The sequence below is a fragment of the Rahnella bruchi genome (assembly GCF_003614975.1).
In the GTDB taxonomy this organism is placed as follows: domain Bacteria; phylum Pseudomonadota; class Gammaproteobacteria; order Enterobacterales; family Enterobacteriaceae; genus Rahnella; species Rahnella bruchi.
On the sequence record NZ_QZWI01000021.1, the window covers coordinates 12,110 to 26,917 of the forward strand.

8 protein-coding genes are annotated in these 14,808 nt (G+C 49.5%); all 8 read left to right on the top strand.

The genetic code is table 11. The annotated features are described in order from the left end of the window. Positions 1–511 precede the first annotated feature (511 nt). The 8 genes from D5398_RS23170 to D5398_RS23205 all read left to right on the top strand — a co-directional run bounded on the left by D5398_RS23170 (position 512) and on the right by D5398_RS23205 (position 14,279). Positions 512–6,610, top strand: coding sequence for an Ig-like domain-containing protein (locus tag D5398_RS23170; protein ID WP_162940822.1), 6,099 nt, complete (start codon positions 512–514; stop codon positions 6,608–6,610). Between the two features lie 63 nt (positions 6,611–6,673). Further along, positions 6,674–7,264 (top strand): hypothetical protein, encoded by a 591-nt coding sequence (locus tag D5398_RS23175; protein WP_120509721.1) that lies wholly within the window; start codon positions 6,674–6,676, stop codon positions 7,262–7,264. An 84-nt stretch (positions 7,265–7,348) separates the two neighbouring features. Continuing rightward, complete coding sequence (locus tag D5398_RS23180; protein WP_120509722.1) at positions 7,349–9,493, top strand: type I secretion system permease/ATPase; 2,145 nt, start codon at positions 7,349–7,351, stop codon at positions 9,491–9,493. A 52-nt stretch (positions 9,494–9,545) separates the two neighbouring features. Next, positions 9,546–10,781 (top strand): HlyD family type I secretion periplasmic adaptor subunit, encoded by a 1,236-nt coding sequence (locus D5398_RS23185; protein ID WP_120509723.1) that lies wholly within the window; start codon positions 9,546–9,548, stop codon positions 10,779–10,781. Then, positions 10,781–12,178, top strand: coding sequence for a TolC family protein (locus D5398_RS23190; protein ID WP_120509724.1), 1,398 nt, complete (start codon positions 10,781–10,783; stop codon positions 12,176–12,178). The genes D5398_RS23185 and D5398_RS23190 overlap by 1 nt, the downstream gene beginning before the upstream one ends. A gap of 24 nt (positions 12,179–12,202) precedes the next feature. Continuing rightward, the gene (locus D5398_RS23195; RefSeq protein ID WP_120509725.1) at positions 12,203–12,838 is read left to right on the top strand and encodes a helix-turn-helix domain-containing protein; all 636 of its coding nucleotides are present in this window, start codon (positions 12,203–12,205) and stop codon (positions 12,836–12,838) included. A gap of 58 nt (positions 12,839–12,896) precedes the next feature. Then, complete coding sequence (locus tag D5398_RS23200) at positions 12,897–13,781, top strand: winged helix-turn-helix domain-containing protein (RefSeq protein WP_120509726.1); 885 nt, start codon at positions 12,897–12,899, stop codon at positions 13,779–13,781. A gap of 3 nt (positions 13,782–13,784) precedes the next feature. Beyond that, positions 13,785–14,279, top strand: coding sequence for a hypothetical protein (locus D5398_RS23205; RefSeq protein ID WP_120509727.1), 495 nt, complete (start codon positions 13,785–13,787; stop codon positions 14,277–14,279). The last annotated feature ends 529 nt before the right edge of the window (positions 14,280–14,808 follow it).

Genomic DNA, 14,808 nt, shown 5'->3' on the forward strand with positions numbered 1-14,808 from the left:
CAATCTATAAATTGATTTAGATCAATTTGCACCATAATCCCTCTCTTACCTTCATATTTAAATGCAATTCTAATCCTATTCTGAATCCTTGGAATAATCCTAAAAACAGAATTTATATCTAAATATCAATCTTTGGCGGAATTTATAACTAATTATTCACCTTTTGCTGAAACTGATTGCTGGTTTTTAGCCTAAAGCTCATCATTTGTTTAACCTTTCAGAAAGAGGGGACTGGCGAAAGCCATTTACAGGATTCCCTGCTAAATGGCTTTCGTGCTCAGTATTTTTAACAGACGCCAATACTCTGGTCTGTTCAGGACTCAACCAGTTAAACATTCATGAACTGTCGGCATCGCCCTTCTCACTATTGATAGCTGAAGAGGCGGTATGCCAGTGCTTGCTTATGCTCTAAAGGACACATTTATTAATGCGTGCAATTTTTATTATTCAACAATCTGGAAAAAAGCCTGAATCAATTAAGCTTAACTCAGGTAAGTTGCAGAAAGTTAAGATGTCAGCAGACACGCAATTTTATCTGAAAAATGCAGAAGATAACTTTGCCCCTGAAAACATTACTCTGAAACGTGAAGGGAACAACCTCTCTATTTTTTTGAAAGGAGAAGATGAACCCGTTGTACTGATTGAAGATTATTACGCCTTCCCGAATGGGAAAATCCTCGGTTATGCGGAAGACGGCCAGTTTTACGCTTATCAGCTGGTAGATGGCGGCAATCAGGCTGGTCAGTTAATGTCAGGAGAGGCTGAACTTGCCGCGCTGGGCGGCGATGCAATCGGCGCCAATGAAGACATTTTTCAGGCTGAGAACCTCGGCGGTGTGGCATTTTTGCCATGGTTTTTGGGCGCTTTAGGGCTGGGTGCCGCCACCGCAGCTGCAGTGTCACTGAGTAATAATAAAAAAGACAGCGGCAACGCAACAGATAAAGTGCCGGAACCGGAGAACAAACTCCCGGAAAAGCCGATGATCAAATCGGTCAGCGATAACGTCGGTGCGGAGCAAGTCCCATTAGCGAATGGCAGCCTGACTGATGATGCCACGCCGACTTTCTCCGGCACCGGGCAGCCGGGCTGCCTGGTGACCATCTATGCCAATGGCAAGGTTATTGGCAGCACTCAGGTTGATAAAGACGGAAACTGGGCATTTACGCCTGCCATGCCGCTGACTGATGGTCACCACCAGATTGTGGTTACTCAGACCGATTCCCATGGCAATACCAGTGCGCAATCTCCTACATTTGATTTTGATGTCGATACCACCGCGCCCGCTAAGCCGTCAATTGGCGCAATTAATGATAATCAGGGCAGCCTTACTGGCCCATTGCATAATGGCGACGCGACTGACGACGACACCCCGACCCTGTCCGGTCGCGGCAATGCGGGCGACACCGTCACTATTTATGATAATGGTCAGGTGATTGGCAAAGTCGTGGTCGATAAAGACGGCAACTGGAGCTTTACGCCAGCACCGGCGCTGAAGGATGGCGATCATAAGCTCAGTATCGATATGACCGATCCGGCAGGCCACCGCAGCGAACCCTCCGATGTTATCACCATTACGGTAGACAGCGTGGCGCCATCTAAACCTTCTATTGGCGGCGTGACTGATGAACAGGGCAACTCGCTGCAGAATGGCGGCGAGACCGACGACTCCACGCCCACCTTGTCAGGTAAGGGTGAGCCGGGCGACACCGTCACTATCTACGACGGGGATGAGAAGCTGGGCGATGTCACCATTGACGACAACGGCAACTGGAGCTTTACCCCGGAACCGCCACTGAACGACGGCGAGCATAACCTGAGCGTCGATATCACCGATCCGGCCGGTAATCACAGCGATCTTTCTGACACCATTACCATTATCGTCGACACTACTAAACCGGCAAAACCCGTTATTGGTGGGGTTTATGATAATGAAGGCAGTCAAACCGGTCCGCTGCACAATGGCGACGCAACTGATGACACGACTCCGACTTTATCAGGTCGCGGTAGCGCGGGTGATATCGTTACCATTTACGATAATGGACAGGTAATTGGCAAAACGATCGTTGATAAAAACGGTCACTGGAGCTTTACGCCCGAAGCGCCACTGGCCGACGGCGAGCATAAGTTGAACATCGTTATCACCGATTCAGCGCAGAACAGTAGCGAGCCATCCGACATCTTCACCGTTGTGGTCGACACCGTGGCGCCTGCGCAGCCGTCCATCGGCGGCGTGACCGATGACGCCGGCAGCAGCCTGGCGGACGGCGCGCAGACTAACGACGACACCCCGACCCTGTCCGGTCAGGGCGAACCGGGCGACACCGTCACCATCTACGACGGCGAAGAGAAGCTGGGCGAAGTCACCATTGACGACAACGGCAGCTGGAGCTTCACCCCTGAACCGCCGCTGGGCGACGGCGAGCATAACCTGAGCGTCGACGTTACCGATCCGGCCGGCAACCGCAGCGAGCCGTCTGAAACCATCACCATCGTGGTCGACACCGTGGCGCCTGCGCAGCCGTCCATCGGCGGCGTGACCGATGACGCCGGCAGCAGCCTGGCGGACGGCGCGCAGACTAACGACGACACCCCGACCCTGTCCGGTCAGGGCGAACCGGGCGACACCGTCACCATCTACGACGGCGAAGAGAAGCTGGGCGAAGTCACCATTGACGACAACGGCAGCTGGAGCTTCACCCCTGAACCGCCGCTGGGCGACGGCGAGCATAACCTGAGCGTCGAATTTACCGATCCGGCGGGCAACCGCAGCGAATCCTCAGATGTGATTACTATCACAGTAGATACCGAAGCGCCAACGCAGACGGTAACCATTACCAACGTCGAAGATGATGCTGGTGTGATACGCGACTCGGTGGCTAACAATGGCATCACCGACGATAGCACGCCGACACTGACTGGTACGGTTAGCAATGCCTTACGTGAAGGTGAACGCGTACAGATTTGGTGTAACGACATTCTGCTGGGAACCGCAGTGGTTACTGACACCGGCTGGAGTTTTGAAATAACCTCGCCGCTGCCGGATGATGAATACCGTTTTGAAGCACGTGTGGTTGACGAAGCGGGTAACTCATCGGCTCCGTCCAATGAGTATGTAGTAACCATCGACACCGTTGCGCCACTCAGTACGCCAGAGATTACCAGCGTGCTGGATGATCAACAGGCGATTGTCGGCGAGGTCGACAATGAAGGTATCACCAACGATTCGACACCTACGCTGCACGGCAACGGGGCGGAAAGTAATGGTCTGGTATATCTCTATGATAATGGTCAGTTAATTGGCAGTGTCAGGGCAGATGACAAGGGTGACTGGTCATACACTCCGGAAGAAGCGCTGAGTGAAGGCAAACACCAATTCACCGCCGCCAACGGCGATGAAGCGGGTAACACCGGTGTGCCAAGCCCAATTTGGGAGATCACGGTTGATACAGTGGCCCCTGCGGCTACGGTCACCATCAGTGAACTGGTTGATAATGTTGGCCCAATCCACGGCTATCTGGAGTCTGGCGCTTATACCGATGACACCACGCCAACACTGCAGTTCACCCTGTCCGATCAGCTGGAAGCGGGTGAACGCATCGAGATCAGTCGCAATGGTGAAATAGTCGGCTTTGCCAGCTGGAATCAGGATCATTGGGAGTTTACCGACAACGCGCTGGAGGATGGCGACTACCTCTGGCAGGCGCGCGTGGTAGATGCAGCGGGCAATGCCGGAACATGGTCAACGCCGTTTGAGACTCATCTCACCAGCCAGGCGCCGGTAGCGAAATCGATCATCACTGATATCAGTGACGATACCGGTAGCTCCGATAGTGACTTTATCACCAGCGACAAAATCCTGACGCTGCATGGTGAGTTAACCGAAGCGCTAAAAACCTATGAAAAAGCGCAGATCTCATTTGACGATGGTAAAAGCTGGATTGATCTTACGGTTGTGGACGGCAAATGGTCATACGCCGATCAGCGCCAGTTAACGGATCAAAGCTGGACCTGGAATACCAGGGTGATCAATGAAGCGGGTGTCGCCAGTGAAGCCAACAGCGTAACGGTTCTGGTGGATACGATTGCTCCGAGCAACACCACTACCCTGGCGCTGGATAAGAAAGACGATACCGGTGTCTCTGACAGCGATAATAAAACTTCGGTGGTGACGCCAACGGTACATGGCACGGTCAGCTCGGGTAGCGATACCCGTCTGGACACGCTGAAAGTAGTGCTGTTTGACGATTTGAACAATAACGGCCGGCTGGATGCAGGCGAAACCGTTTTTGCTGACGATATCGCCGTTAATGATAAAGGCGAGTGGACCCACGATCTCTATAGCCTGCACGATGGCACTTATAACCTGAAAGCGGCGGTGAAAGATCAGGCTGGCAATCTGAGCAACAGGAGCAGCAGTCTTAAGGATGAGGGCGGCCAAGACAGCCAGTTAAATATCGACCATAACCAAACCAATCTGGTAAAAGGCGACAGCGCTTCGCAGCTAGGCTGGAACATCGCCAGTGCTGGCGACTTTAATGGCGACGGCATTGATGACTTGATTGTTAATGCGCAATACGCCAATACCGCTGGTCGCACCGACAATGGCGCCACTTGGGTGCTGTACGGTTCTGCCGAGGGGCTGCCTGATTTAAATAAAATCAGTGAACTGAAGCCAGAACAGGGCGTACGCTTTGATGGCGCTGCAGGCGGCGACCGCATGGGCTTTATCGTTAATAGCCTGAAAGACTTTAATGGTGATGGTTATGACGATGTGATCATTGCTTCGCACTGGAATGACAAAGTCTATGTGGTGTATGGCGGTCCGGGCCAGTTCAATGGCAGCTACGATCTGAAGGCCATTGATAACGGGGATAATAGTCATGGCTTTGTGGTCCGTAATGCGGGCAATGCCAACGAATGGCTGGGCGTTTCCGCCTCTGGCGGCGATATCAATGGCGATGGCTATGCCGATTTGATGATCGGTAACACCAGCGTCGGCGGTGATAACGGTCAGGGACTGATTATCTATGGCAAGCAGGGGGGCTACAACAACATTACCCTGAACAAGAAAAACTCATACTGGTATGCGCCGGATGATGTGCACAGCACCACTATTCTGCCTCAGAATCAGGTCCCTAACACAAATGATCCATCTAAAGTCGACAGCATGTCGTTGGGTGAGAGCTTTAACGCGGTGGGGGATGTAAATGGCGACGGTATTGAAGATTTCGTTATTTCCGCGCCACGCTCGGGTAACTTCCTGTCCGCGCATAACGCCTATGATGCGGGAACCTCATATCTGCTCTATGGATCGAAAGATGGGCTACCTTCCGAGCTGAATCTCAACAATCTGACTGCGGATCAGGGTATCCGTATCCATTCACTGCACTACGAGTGGGCGGGCGGTTCCGGTGGCTGGGACGCGAAGAATATGCTCACCAAACTGGGTGATATCAACGGTGACGGCGTTAATGATTTTGCCATAAGCGCACCTTATTCAGAGCCATACAACCCAGGACGTGTCTATGTCATTTATGGCAAGCAGGGCGGCTACGGCGATAAATCGCTGAACCTGGACGTATTCCCAAATGCCAGCATGACATTACCTTCGGGTTATCAACCGACGTTCAGTGCGTCAGATGGTTTCCTGCTAGTGAATGAAAAATCGTCTGTGACCAGCCAGTCAGCTCAGGATGAGTGGTTCGGCTACAGTATCCGCGGCGCCGGAGATGTAAATGGTGATGGCATCGATGACTTTATCATTGGCGCCCGCTATGCCGATGGCAAAGTAGGCAACACCAGCTACACCAATAACGGTGCGGTATATGTCGTGTACGGCAAAGACCAGCAATGGGGCGTTAATGACGTTAACGGCAAACCTATCTTTAGTATTGCCGATATCATCAAAGACCCATCGCAGGGTTATGTACTGCGCGGCACTAAAAATAATGCCGAGATGAATAGCGTCGCATTGGGTGACTGGAACGGAGACGGTATTGCGGATGTGGCGGTCGGTCAGCCTGGTAGTAGCTCCGGCGATGCCGGAGAGTATTCTGTGTATTACTCAACGCCGGACTTTAGCCAGGTCTTTACCACCGGTAATGACAAACTGTTTGGTACCGCAGAGCGTGACTTCCTGCTGGGCGGAGACGGCGATGACCTGTTAGCCAACATTGGCAGCCGGGATATGGCGATGGGCGGTAACGGCATTGATTTGATTAAAATCATCTCGCTGGACTTTGGGTCAGTGGCCGGTGGCGCTGGCGTAGATACGCTGGTACTGGATGGCAGCAATATGGTGCTGGACCTGAACGCCAAACGTTCGGCGGTAACGGGATTTGAGAAGTTTGATCTTGGCGATGGTAATAACACGCTGAAATTAAAACTCAGCGATGTTATCCGCATGGGCGAAACCGATCTGGTGCTGAAAGACGGTAAGAAACAACTGGTGATTAGCGGTGAAAACGGCAACGTTGAACTGGAAATGCCAGGGAATAATTCTGTCTGGGTGCAAGGAAAAGATGTCAGCCTCGACGGGCGTACTTACACCAGCTGGGGTGTCAGTGACAACGTTGAAGTACTGATTGAAAACAGAATCGATATTATTTAATTAGAAAACCCAGCCTGGCATATCTTGCATATGCCAGGCTCTCAATGACATTACCGAGTTAGCATGATGAAAGTGAAACACATTATTAATGGGCTTTTTTTGTCCTCGTTGATTATTTCCCAATACAGCCAGACCGTTAAAGCGCAGGCTGTTAATGAAACAGTCCGTAGTCAGTTAGATGTTTTAACCAGCCTGGATAAATATCAGGCTTCTGAGCTCTATGTTTTTTATAACGCGCCGCTCGGCGTCAGTGAGTCAACCTTGCCTTCAGCAAAGATTTATATTGACGGCGAATTTCATGCCGCGCTGAAAAAAGGAGAATACAGTCATTTCTGTATGCCTGCTGGCGGCCATACGCTTGAAGTCGCTTATGGTGATGTCGCCAGCCAGAGCAAAAAGCATTCACTGAAAATGAGCGCCGATTTGCCGGCGAATAAACGCTACTATTTGGCGATTAATGGCGACCAGCGAGTGACAGCACCGTTATCACTGAATGAAGCAGAAGGAGAAAATCTGTTAAAACAGTCGAAGAAAACGCGCTTTATTAATCGTGCGTCAGCAGTGGTCAATTGCGAAAAACCCGATAATGACGCCCGGCTCCCGGCCGCCAAAGGTAATGACTATCACCATGGTATTGATAAACGTCAATCATAATAATTATGAGTAGTTACTGATAATTCATTGAGTCAATGCATTGCGGTAATAAGTCCAGTTTGATTTGAGAAATAATTAGCAAATATGAACCAGGTTAACCAGTTTGCTCGGGCAAACGATGAATTACTTTGGGCTGTACAATGGATCGCCAGCCATTACCATCTTAGTAAGAGTGATAATGCGCTCTATGCCGGTCTGCCTAAAGGCGAAAAACTGACGCCGCAAATTGCTCAGCGGATGCTGGAACAAAATGGAGTGCGCAGCGCCTGGGTAAAACGCAATATTGCTTCAATCCATGACTGGCTGTTACCTGCAGTGGTTGCCACCAATGATGGACACTATGTCGTGCTGAAAAAACGCGACAAGAAGAGCAAACCAGCGGGCTGGGTCATCGCATCGGCCGAAAATGGCGGCGGTGAGACGACAATCAGCGAACAACAGCTGAGCGAAATCTACAACGGCTATGCGCTGTTTTGCAGCCCGCAACCCACCAATCGTGAAGCGGACCAGGATATTTATCTGCCCGCTATTAACAAACAGGGTCACTGGTTATTTTCAGTGCTGTGGCGCTATCGGCAGTATTTCTTTAGCGCCGCACTGGCAGCGCTGGTTGCCAACGTACTCACGTTGGCAACCACCTTTTTTACTATGAATGTTTATGACCGGGTGGTGCCTACCCAGGCATTTGTCACCCTCTGGTCGCTGGCTGTTGGCGTTACTATCGCCATCATTTTTGAATTTGCCGCCCGGGTGATACGCGCCCGATTAATTGATAATGCCGGTAAAAAAATCGATCTGGTGGTGGGGTCTTCGTTATTTCGCCAACTGATGGCTATTAATATGGAAGCAAAACCGGCTTCATCAGGTTCCTTTGCCAACCAGCTACGGGAATTTGAATCAGTACGGGATTTTATTACCTCGGCTACGCTCTCCACGCTTTCAGACTTGCCGTTCTGTCTGTTGTTTGTATTTTTGATCTATTTGATTGGCGGGCCGATGGTGATGGCGCCGCTGGTTGCGATGGCGCTGATATTACTGTTAAGCGTCATTATCCAGTGGCCGATGGCGCGTAAAATGAAAGAAAACCTGCGTGAAATCTCTATGAAGCAGGGGCTGCTAATCCAGACTATTGAAGGGCTAGAATCAATCAAGGCGGTTGGCGGCGAAGGGGTAATGCAGAAACGCTGGGATGATTACAGCGCGCTAGCCTCAGCATCGTCGATGCAGTCAAAAATATTGTCAGGATTAACCCTTAATGCCGTTTCGCTTATTCAGCAGCTGGCTTCTGTAGCGATAGTGGTAATGGGCGTTTATCTGATTACCGCTGGCGAGCTGACGATGGGTGGAATGATTGGCGCGGTAATCCTTTCCGGGCGCGCCGTCGCGCCGCTGGCCGCAGTGGTCGGGCTGACGCTGAGATATCAGCAGGCAAAAGCGGCATTAAGCTCTTTAAACCTGCTAATGGCCATGCCGCTTGAGCGCGATGAGCAGCGTAATTATCTGTCACTGTCGCATCTGAAAGGGGATATCAGCCTGAAAGGCGTGGAGTTCTGCTATCCGGTTAGCGACCCACGCGATGCGCGGCAAACGCTGAAAGATGTCACGCTTACCATTAAACAGGGCGAGCGGGTCGGTATCATCGGTAATATTGGCAGTGGAAAATCGACCCTGCTCAAAGTGCTGGCGCGACTCTACACCCCTGGCAAAGGTTCGCTGTTATTAAACCAGCTCGACTGCAGCCAGATTGACCCCGCAGACTGGCGAACTGCAGTAGGCTATGTTGGGCAGGATAATCGACTGTTCTCCGGGACGCTAAGAGAGAATATTACCCTAGGTAAACCCAATGCCAGCCATGAAAGCATACTGGCGGTGGCTAACATGACCGGAGTAGATCGTATTGCCGCCAGCCATCCACGCGGATATGAGATGCCGGTAGGTGAAATGGGGCAGAACTTATCCGGCGGGCAGAAGCAACTGGTTTCACTGGCGCGTTCGCTGTTGTTGCAGCCGCAGATTCTATTAATGGATGAACCAACCAGCTCTATGGATGCGATGAGTGAAATGGTATTTATCAATTATCTGAAGCGCGCTTTATCCAATCAGACGCTGATTGTGGTCACGCACCGTTTTTCATTGCTGGAGATTGTCGACCGGTTGATTGTGATTGATGACGGGAAAATTGTCGCGGATGGTGAAAAGAATGCCGTGATCGAACAATTAAATAAATAACCGAAGCATTTTTTAATTCAGTTAATATAAGCACGTTAATAGAGATTTAACCATGAGTAACGAGAATATGCCCCCGCAAGGCAAACTTGCCGGGCAGGATCACCCTTTTGTCCATGATTTACGCGCAGCAATTATTACGCAAAAGACACCGCTGTCGCTGACGGTTATTTATCTGATTATGATAATCATGATCAGTGCCGGCGTATGGGCGCATTATGCCCAGGTTGAGGAGATCACCGCCGGTGAAGGAACAGTTATTCCCGCCAGTAAGGAGAAAATTGTCCAGAGCCTTGAAGGCGGTATTCTCGAAGCATTACAGGTACACGAAGGTGAAATTGTCGAAAAGGGCGCGATGCTGGCGAAAATAGATCCCACCCGGGCGACATCCATGTACCGCGAAGGAGCATCCAAGATTCTTGGCTTGAAAGGCACCATTGCCCGCTTACGCGCTGAAGCCTGGAATACTCCGCTGGAATTTCCAGATGATGTGAAAGCCAATGCCTCAATCGTTCATAATGAGACCCAAGCCTGGCAGGCCCGCAAGCGCGTACTGGCTGATAGTAACACCACGCTGCGCAACAGCCTGGCGCTGGCGGAGAATGAGATTAACCTGTCAGCTCCGCTGGTAAAAAAAGGGCTGATGTCTGAAGTTGAATTGCTGCGCATGAAACGGCAGGCCAACGATCTGCGCTTACAGATTGCCGAACGGGAAAATAAATTCCGCGCGGAGGCAAACAGCGATCTGGTCAAATATGAGAGTGAACTGGCGCAGAATACGGAAAATCTGACGGCGCGTGCCGATATGATGAACCGTACCAGCCTGATATCACCGGTTCGTGGTACGGTAAATAATATTAATGTCACCACGCTCGGCGGAGTTATTCCGCAGGGTGGGCAAGTGATGACCATTATCCCGCTGGAAGACAAGCTATTAATTGAAACGCGGATTAAACCGGCCGACGTGGCATTTTTACGTCCGGGTCTGCCCGCTACGGTAAAAGTGACCGCCTATGACTATGCGATTTATGGCGCATTACAGGGAACGATTGAGAGTATTTCTCCCGATACCTTAAAAGACGAAGAAAAAGCACGTCAGGGACGAGGTGATGCCAATTATTACCGTGTCTATATCCGCACCGATAGCGCTGAGCTAAAAGTGAAGAATAAAGTATTCACCATTTTGCCCGGCATGCTGGCCAATGTGGAAATACGTACCGGTAAAAAAACCATCATGGACTACATCCTTAAACCTGTTTTTAAAGCTCGCGAAGCGTTCAGAGAAAGATAATGAAATTAGTACAGTTAGTAAGCAGCGTGCTGCTGCTGGCATCGGGGTTAACTACATCCTGTAGCGTATTCGGCCAAAGCCAGTTAACTGGCTCTCAGCATGCGTCCTCATCTGAGCGCGAAGTGGGTACGCTGCATTTTCAGCCACTTGTCGCAGAGGCTGCCGCTACTGGCCGCCAGCCAGCCGATACCTCCGGAATGGGATGGTTAAAGACCCTGCTTAAACAGGGAGTGGCATACAGCACTGAAATTCAGGGCGCAGCGGCAGATTATGACGCCGCGCGCGGCGATATCGACCAGATTAAAGGTCGCCGTTTGCCACAGGTGACACTCTCTTCCAGCTCGCCGGTAACTCAATATGGCAGCGGCAATCGCAGCCAGACGCAAAAGGACATGAGCGATAGCAGCTTGGGGATAAGCGTGAAAACGCTGGTGACTGACTTCGGTAAAACCGGGCTGGCGATTGATGGTGCCGAAACCGCCGCACGCGCCAGTGAGAAAGGAATAGAGATTAACCGTAACCAGATTATGTCCTCAATAATCCTCACCGTGCTGGATATTCAGCAGTATGGCGAGCAGCTGGCTATTTCAAAGCAGCACAAAGCACGCATGGATAAACTGGTAGGGATGCTGGAACAAATTGTTGCCCAAGATCAGGGCCGCCGTAGCGAACTGGTTCAGGCCCGCGCCCGTGAATTACAGGCGCTAACCAGTATCACCCGTATTGAAAGTAGTATTGCAGACAGCCAGCAAAAACTTATACGGTTAACCGGCCGGACGAGCACGGTGCCTGCGTCACTGGACTGGCGCGCGCTGTTTATCGTCAATAAATCATTAGAGCAAAATATTAAACATAATCCGGAGGTAGAGCAGAGCACGCTGGAGTATGAATCCGGCATAAAAAATGTTGAGGCGTTAAAGCGGGACTACTTACCGTCAGTCAACTTTGTCATTAATAAAAGTACCGCTAAAGATGACTTAGGTCGTGAGGACGCATGGAGTGCAGGAGTTAATGTCGAATGGAGCCTGTATAATGGAGGGACGACCGCCGCAGCCCAGCGTAGCGCGGCCAGCCGCGCAACATCAAGTAAAATGAAAAGTGAACAACTAGTCCGGGATTTGGAATATCGCTTCAGGTTGCTTTATCAGCAGCGCGATATGAGTTATCTCAACGGTACTAATTTTAAGGATCTGGCCGTAGAAAATGGGCATATAAGAGAGATGTATTATGAACAATGGTTTTATTTGAATAAACGCTCATTGCTGGATGTATTGGGCGCGGAAAATGAATATCTGAATTCACAAATTTCATCCGTGAATGCTTATTATGATGCGTACAGAAATAATATTAATCTAATAAATATTGTGAATGGTATGGCAACTGTTTTTCAGTTGTAACCATTATTCCTCTGGAGAAACCTCATGCGCAATATGAGGGAATATATCGAGCCAAATTACAATGATGATTTGGTCAACAAAGCGTCAGAAGACTGCCAGATTATGCAATTTGGTATGCATACCGTAAAAGTCATATCCAATAGCCTGTATCTGGTAGAGGGCATTCGTTTATTGTGTGAGGAGTTATTAACCAGTCGCTTCTGCACGCAAAAATTATTGTTTATTGAAAGCCGCTTTATCTATCGCTATCCCTGGGGGATGGCTGAGGGTGATTTTCGTTCATACAAGGTGTTCTACCTCTCGGAAGGCAGAGGGAAAGCGTTGCGGTTTTATATCAACGGCATCGATATCGATGCCTCGCTGTACGACTGGCGTAAGACCATCAATCAGGTGGTCACTTCACAGTTGCGCGTTACAGATGCGCTGGCGAAAATTATTGAACCGTTAACCGCCCGTGAGCGTGAAGTCTACGCGCTGTTGCTGGATAACAGGACTGCAACACAGATTAGTGATATTCTAAGCATCGATAGGAAGACGGTGTACTGCCACCGGAGAAATATCGCTCAGAAATTTCACTGTGACAATTCTCTCCATCTTAGCTTATTAATAGTATCTGATAACTTCAGGCTGGAAAATATATTCAATCGCAACACAAGGTAGTGAAAGTTGGTCCGAAAAAACTGTGCTATACTTACTCAATTAAAATCTTGGTGATGTAATGATGAAAGTTATCATTAATGATATAATTGAGTATGACCCGGATGCAGGGATGCTCATTAACATAACCAGCGGTGACAGCGTTGAGATTCCTCAACCCGCTATTTTTCTGCTCAATGTTTTTGTGCGGAATTCGCGGATTATTATTTCACGAAACTCATTGATGGAAGAAGCATGGGAAAGTAATGGTCTAACCGTTTCAGGAAGTAATCTTTCCAATTATCTGGGTGTCATTCGTCGGGCGTTTATTACTCTCCATCAGGGAGATGAAATAATCAAAACCATGCCACGGGTGGGTATTACTTTCAGCGCCAGGGTGCTCATTGAAGACCAGCGGCAGCCTGCCGCCGCAGCGGTAAGTGAACCGGCTGACCAGCCAGCGGTAAGTGAACCGGCTGACCAGCCAGCGGGAGAGTTACCGGCGGAGGTTGCGGCGCTGAAAGTTACCACGGCAGCATATAATGCTGCTGTAGCAACGGCAACGCTACGGTCCACAACCAACCGGAACATCGCGCGAATAAAACCGCTTTATCTGTTTACAGCCGCGGTATTAGTGACTCTGCTGTTGCCGCTGACCTATTTTGACCGGTATCAGCCGCTGAACAATGTCGATGTCCGGCTATGGCAGATTGGCCGTGTCGGTCAGTGCACGCTTTTCATTTTCCATCAACCAGATGAAGAGGAAATCGCCTACGGCAACGCAACGCTGGAAAGGTTACTTAAAAAGCATCAAGTGAGTTGTAACAGTCAGAAATATAACGTTTATTATGCCTTTACTAACGGGCAGACGAAAATGATTTATGACCGTCGCGAACTTGTCTCATTTTGCCGCCTGTTCAGTGATGAATCGAAATCTTCATGTGAAAATTATTCGACATCGAGTTGAGAGATGAAAAAAAAAGTTCACTATTTCTTCTGGGCAGGGTTGTTTCTGGTCGTACAGCTTGCAGTCTGGTATGGGATAAAAAAAACGCAGCAGCAATCGTCGTTCAGCTGTAATTCAACGGTCAACCGCAACTTTATCAGTAAACAGTATGGTGCCGTGACCATGAATGCCGAAGCTGTGGTTATTTTCACCGGTAACCATACCGGGAGCTTGAAATTCAGCGGCAGTGTCAGCGCGAAGAACATCGAGTACAAGTTTAACCACCTGATGTTTTATAGTTATGTTTCAGCCGATCAACGCGCTTTCTATCATGTGCAAATGTTAAATCATTCGAAAAATGACTTTTTCAGCGAACCTGAATTGCCTGAAGGTATTAAAAATCTGATTGTCAATCGGTCGATGGAGAAAGATATTTATGGGTTTCGCTTTATCAATGCGAACACGCTGATTATTGGCGACGGCGCATTTCCATTGATGATCTGCAACCGGCGCGACTGAACATACTTTGCCAGTACTGAAAAACAGAACTCTTGCGGTTCTGTTTTTTTTTATGCCTGAAACCCAGCGAATCAGATGCGCTGATTAACCATTCCACGGCCGTTGACTGGCGCTGGCAATTCGCAGCCAGCCCCACCCCGGTAGCGAAAATCCCCCCGCGGCATACAGTCAGTGCAAAACCTTTTTCCAAAAACATCCAGTAAATCAGTCAACTGCATGATTATACCCATACTTGTTAGAAAAAAAGGCCTGAATGAGTATTTTATTCTAAAAAACATGAATAAATTTACTTTTGGCAGAGTTTTTATCTAACTAAAATCATTATTTAGGATTATTAATCTATATATGCCCCCGGATCTGAAAGCGCTTGAGCTGTGTGCAGCAAGCACAGATTATCAGCGCCATAAATGTGAGGTTGAACCGGATGTCAACTTAGTCTGGGCGGTAGCATCGGCTATTCGGATGAACAAAGGTTAAGACTGCCGATAAGACATATCGTTCAGCTCTTTTTCTTGCACAGTAAGAACGA

Coding starts and splice junctions, on each gene's coding strand:
- D5398_RS23170 (WP_162940822.1), top strand. CDS start 512: ATGTCAGCAGACACGCAATTTTATCTGAAAAATGCAGAAGATAACTTT.
- D5398_RS23175 (WP_120509721.1), top strand. CDS start 6,674: ATGATGAAAGTGAAACACATTATTAATGGGCTTTTTTTGTCCTCGTTG.
- D5398_RS23180 (WP_120509722.1), top strand. CDS start 7,349: ATGAACCAGGTTAACCAGTTTGCTCGGGCAAACGATGAATTACTTTGG.
- D5398_RS23185 (WP_120509723.1), top strand. CDS start 9,546: ATGAGTAACGAGAATATGCCCCCGCAAGGCAAACTTGCCGGGCAGGAT.
- D5398_RS23190 (WP_120509724.1), top strand. CDS start 10,781: ATGAAATTAGTACAGTTAGTAAGCAGCGTGCTGCTGCTGGCATCGGGG.
- D5398_RS23195 (WP_120509725.1), top strand. CDS start 12,203: ATGCGCAATATGAGGGAATATATCGAGCCAAATTACAATGATGATTTG.
- D5398_RS23200 (WP_120509726.1), top strand. CDS start 12,897: ATGATGAAAGTTATCATTAATGATATAATTGAGTATGACCCGGATGCA.
- D5398_RS23205 (WP_120509727.1), top strand. CDS start 13,785: ATGAAAAAAAAAGTTCACTATTTCTTCTGGGCAGGGTTGTTTCTGGTC.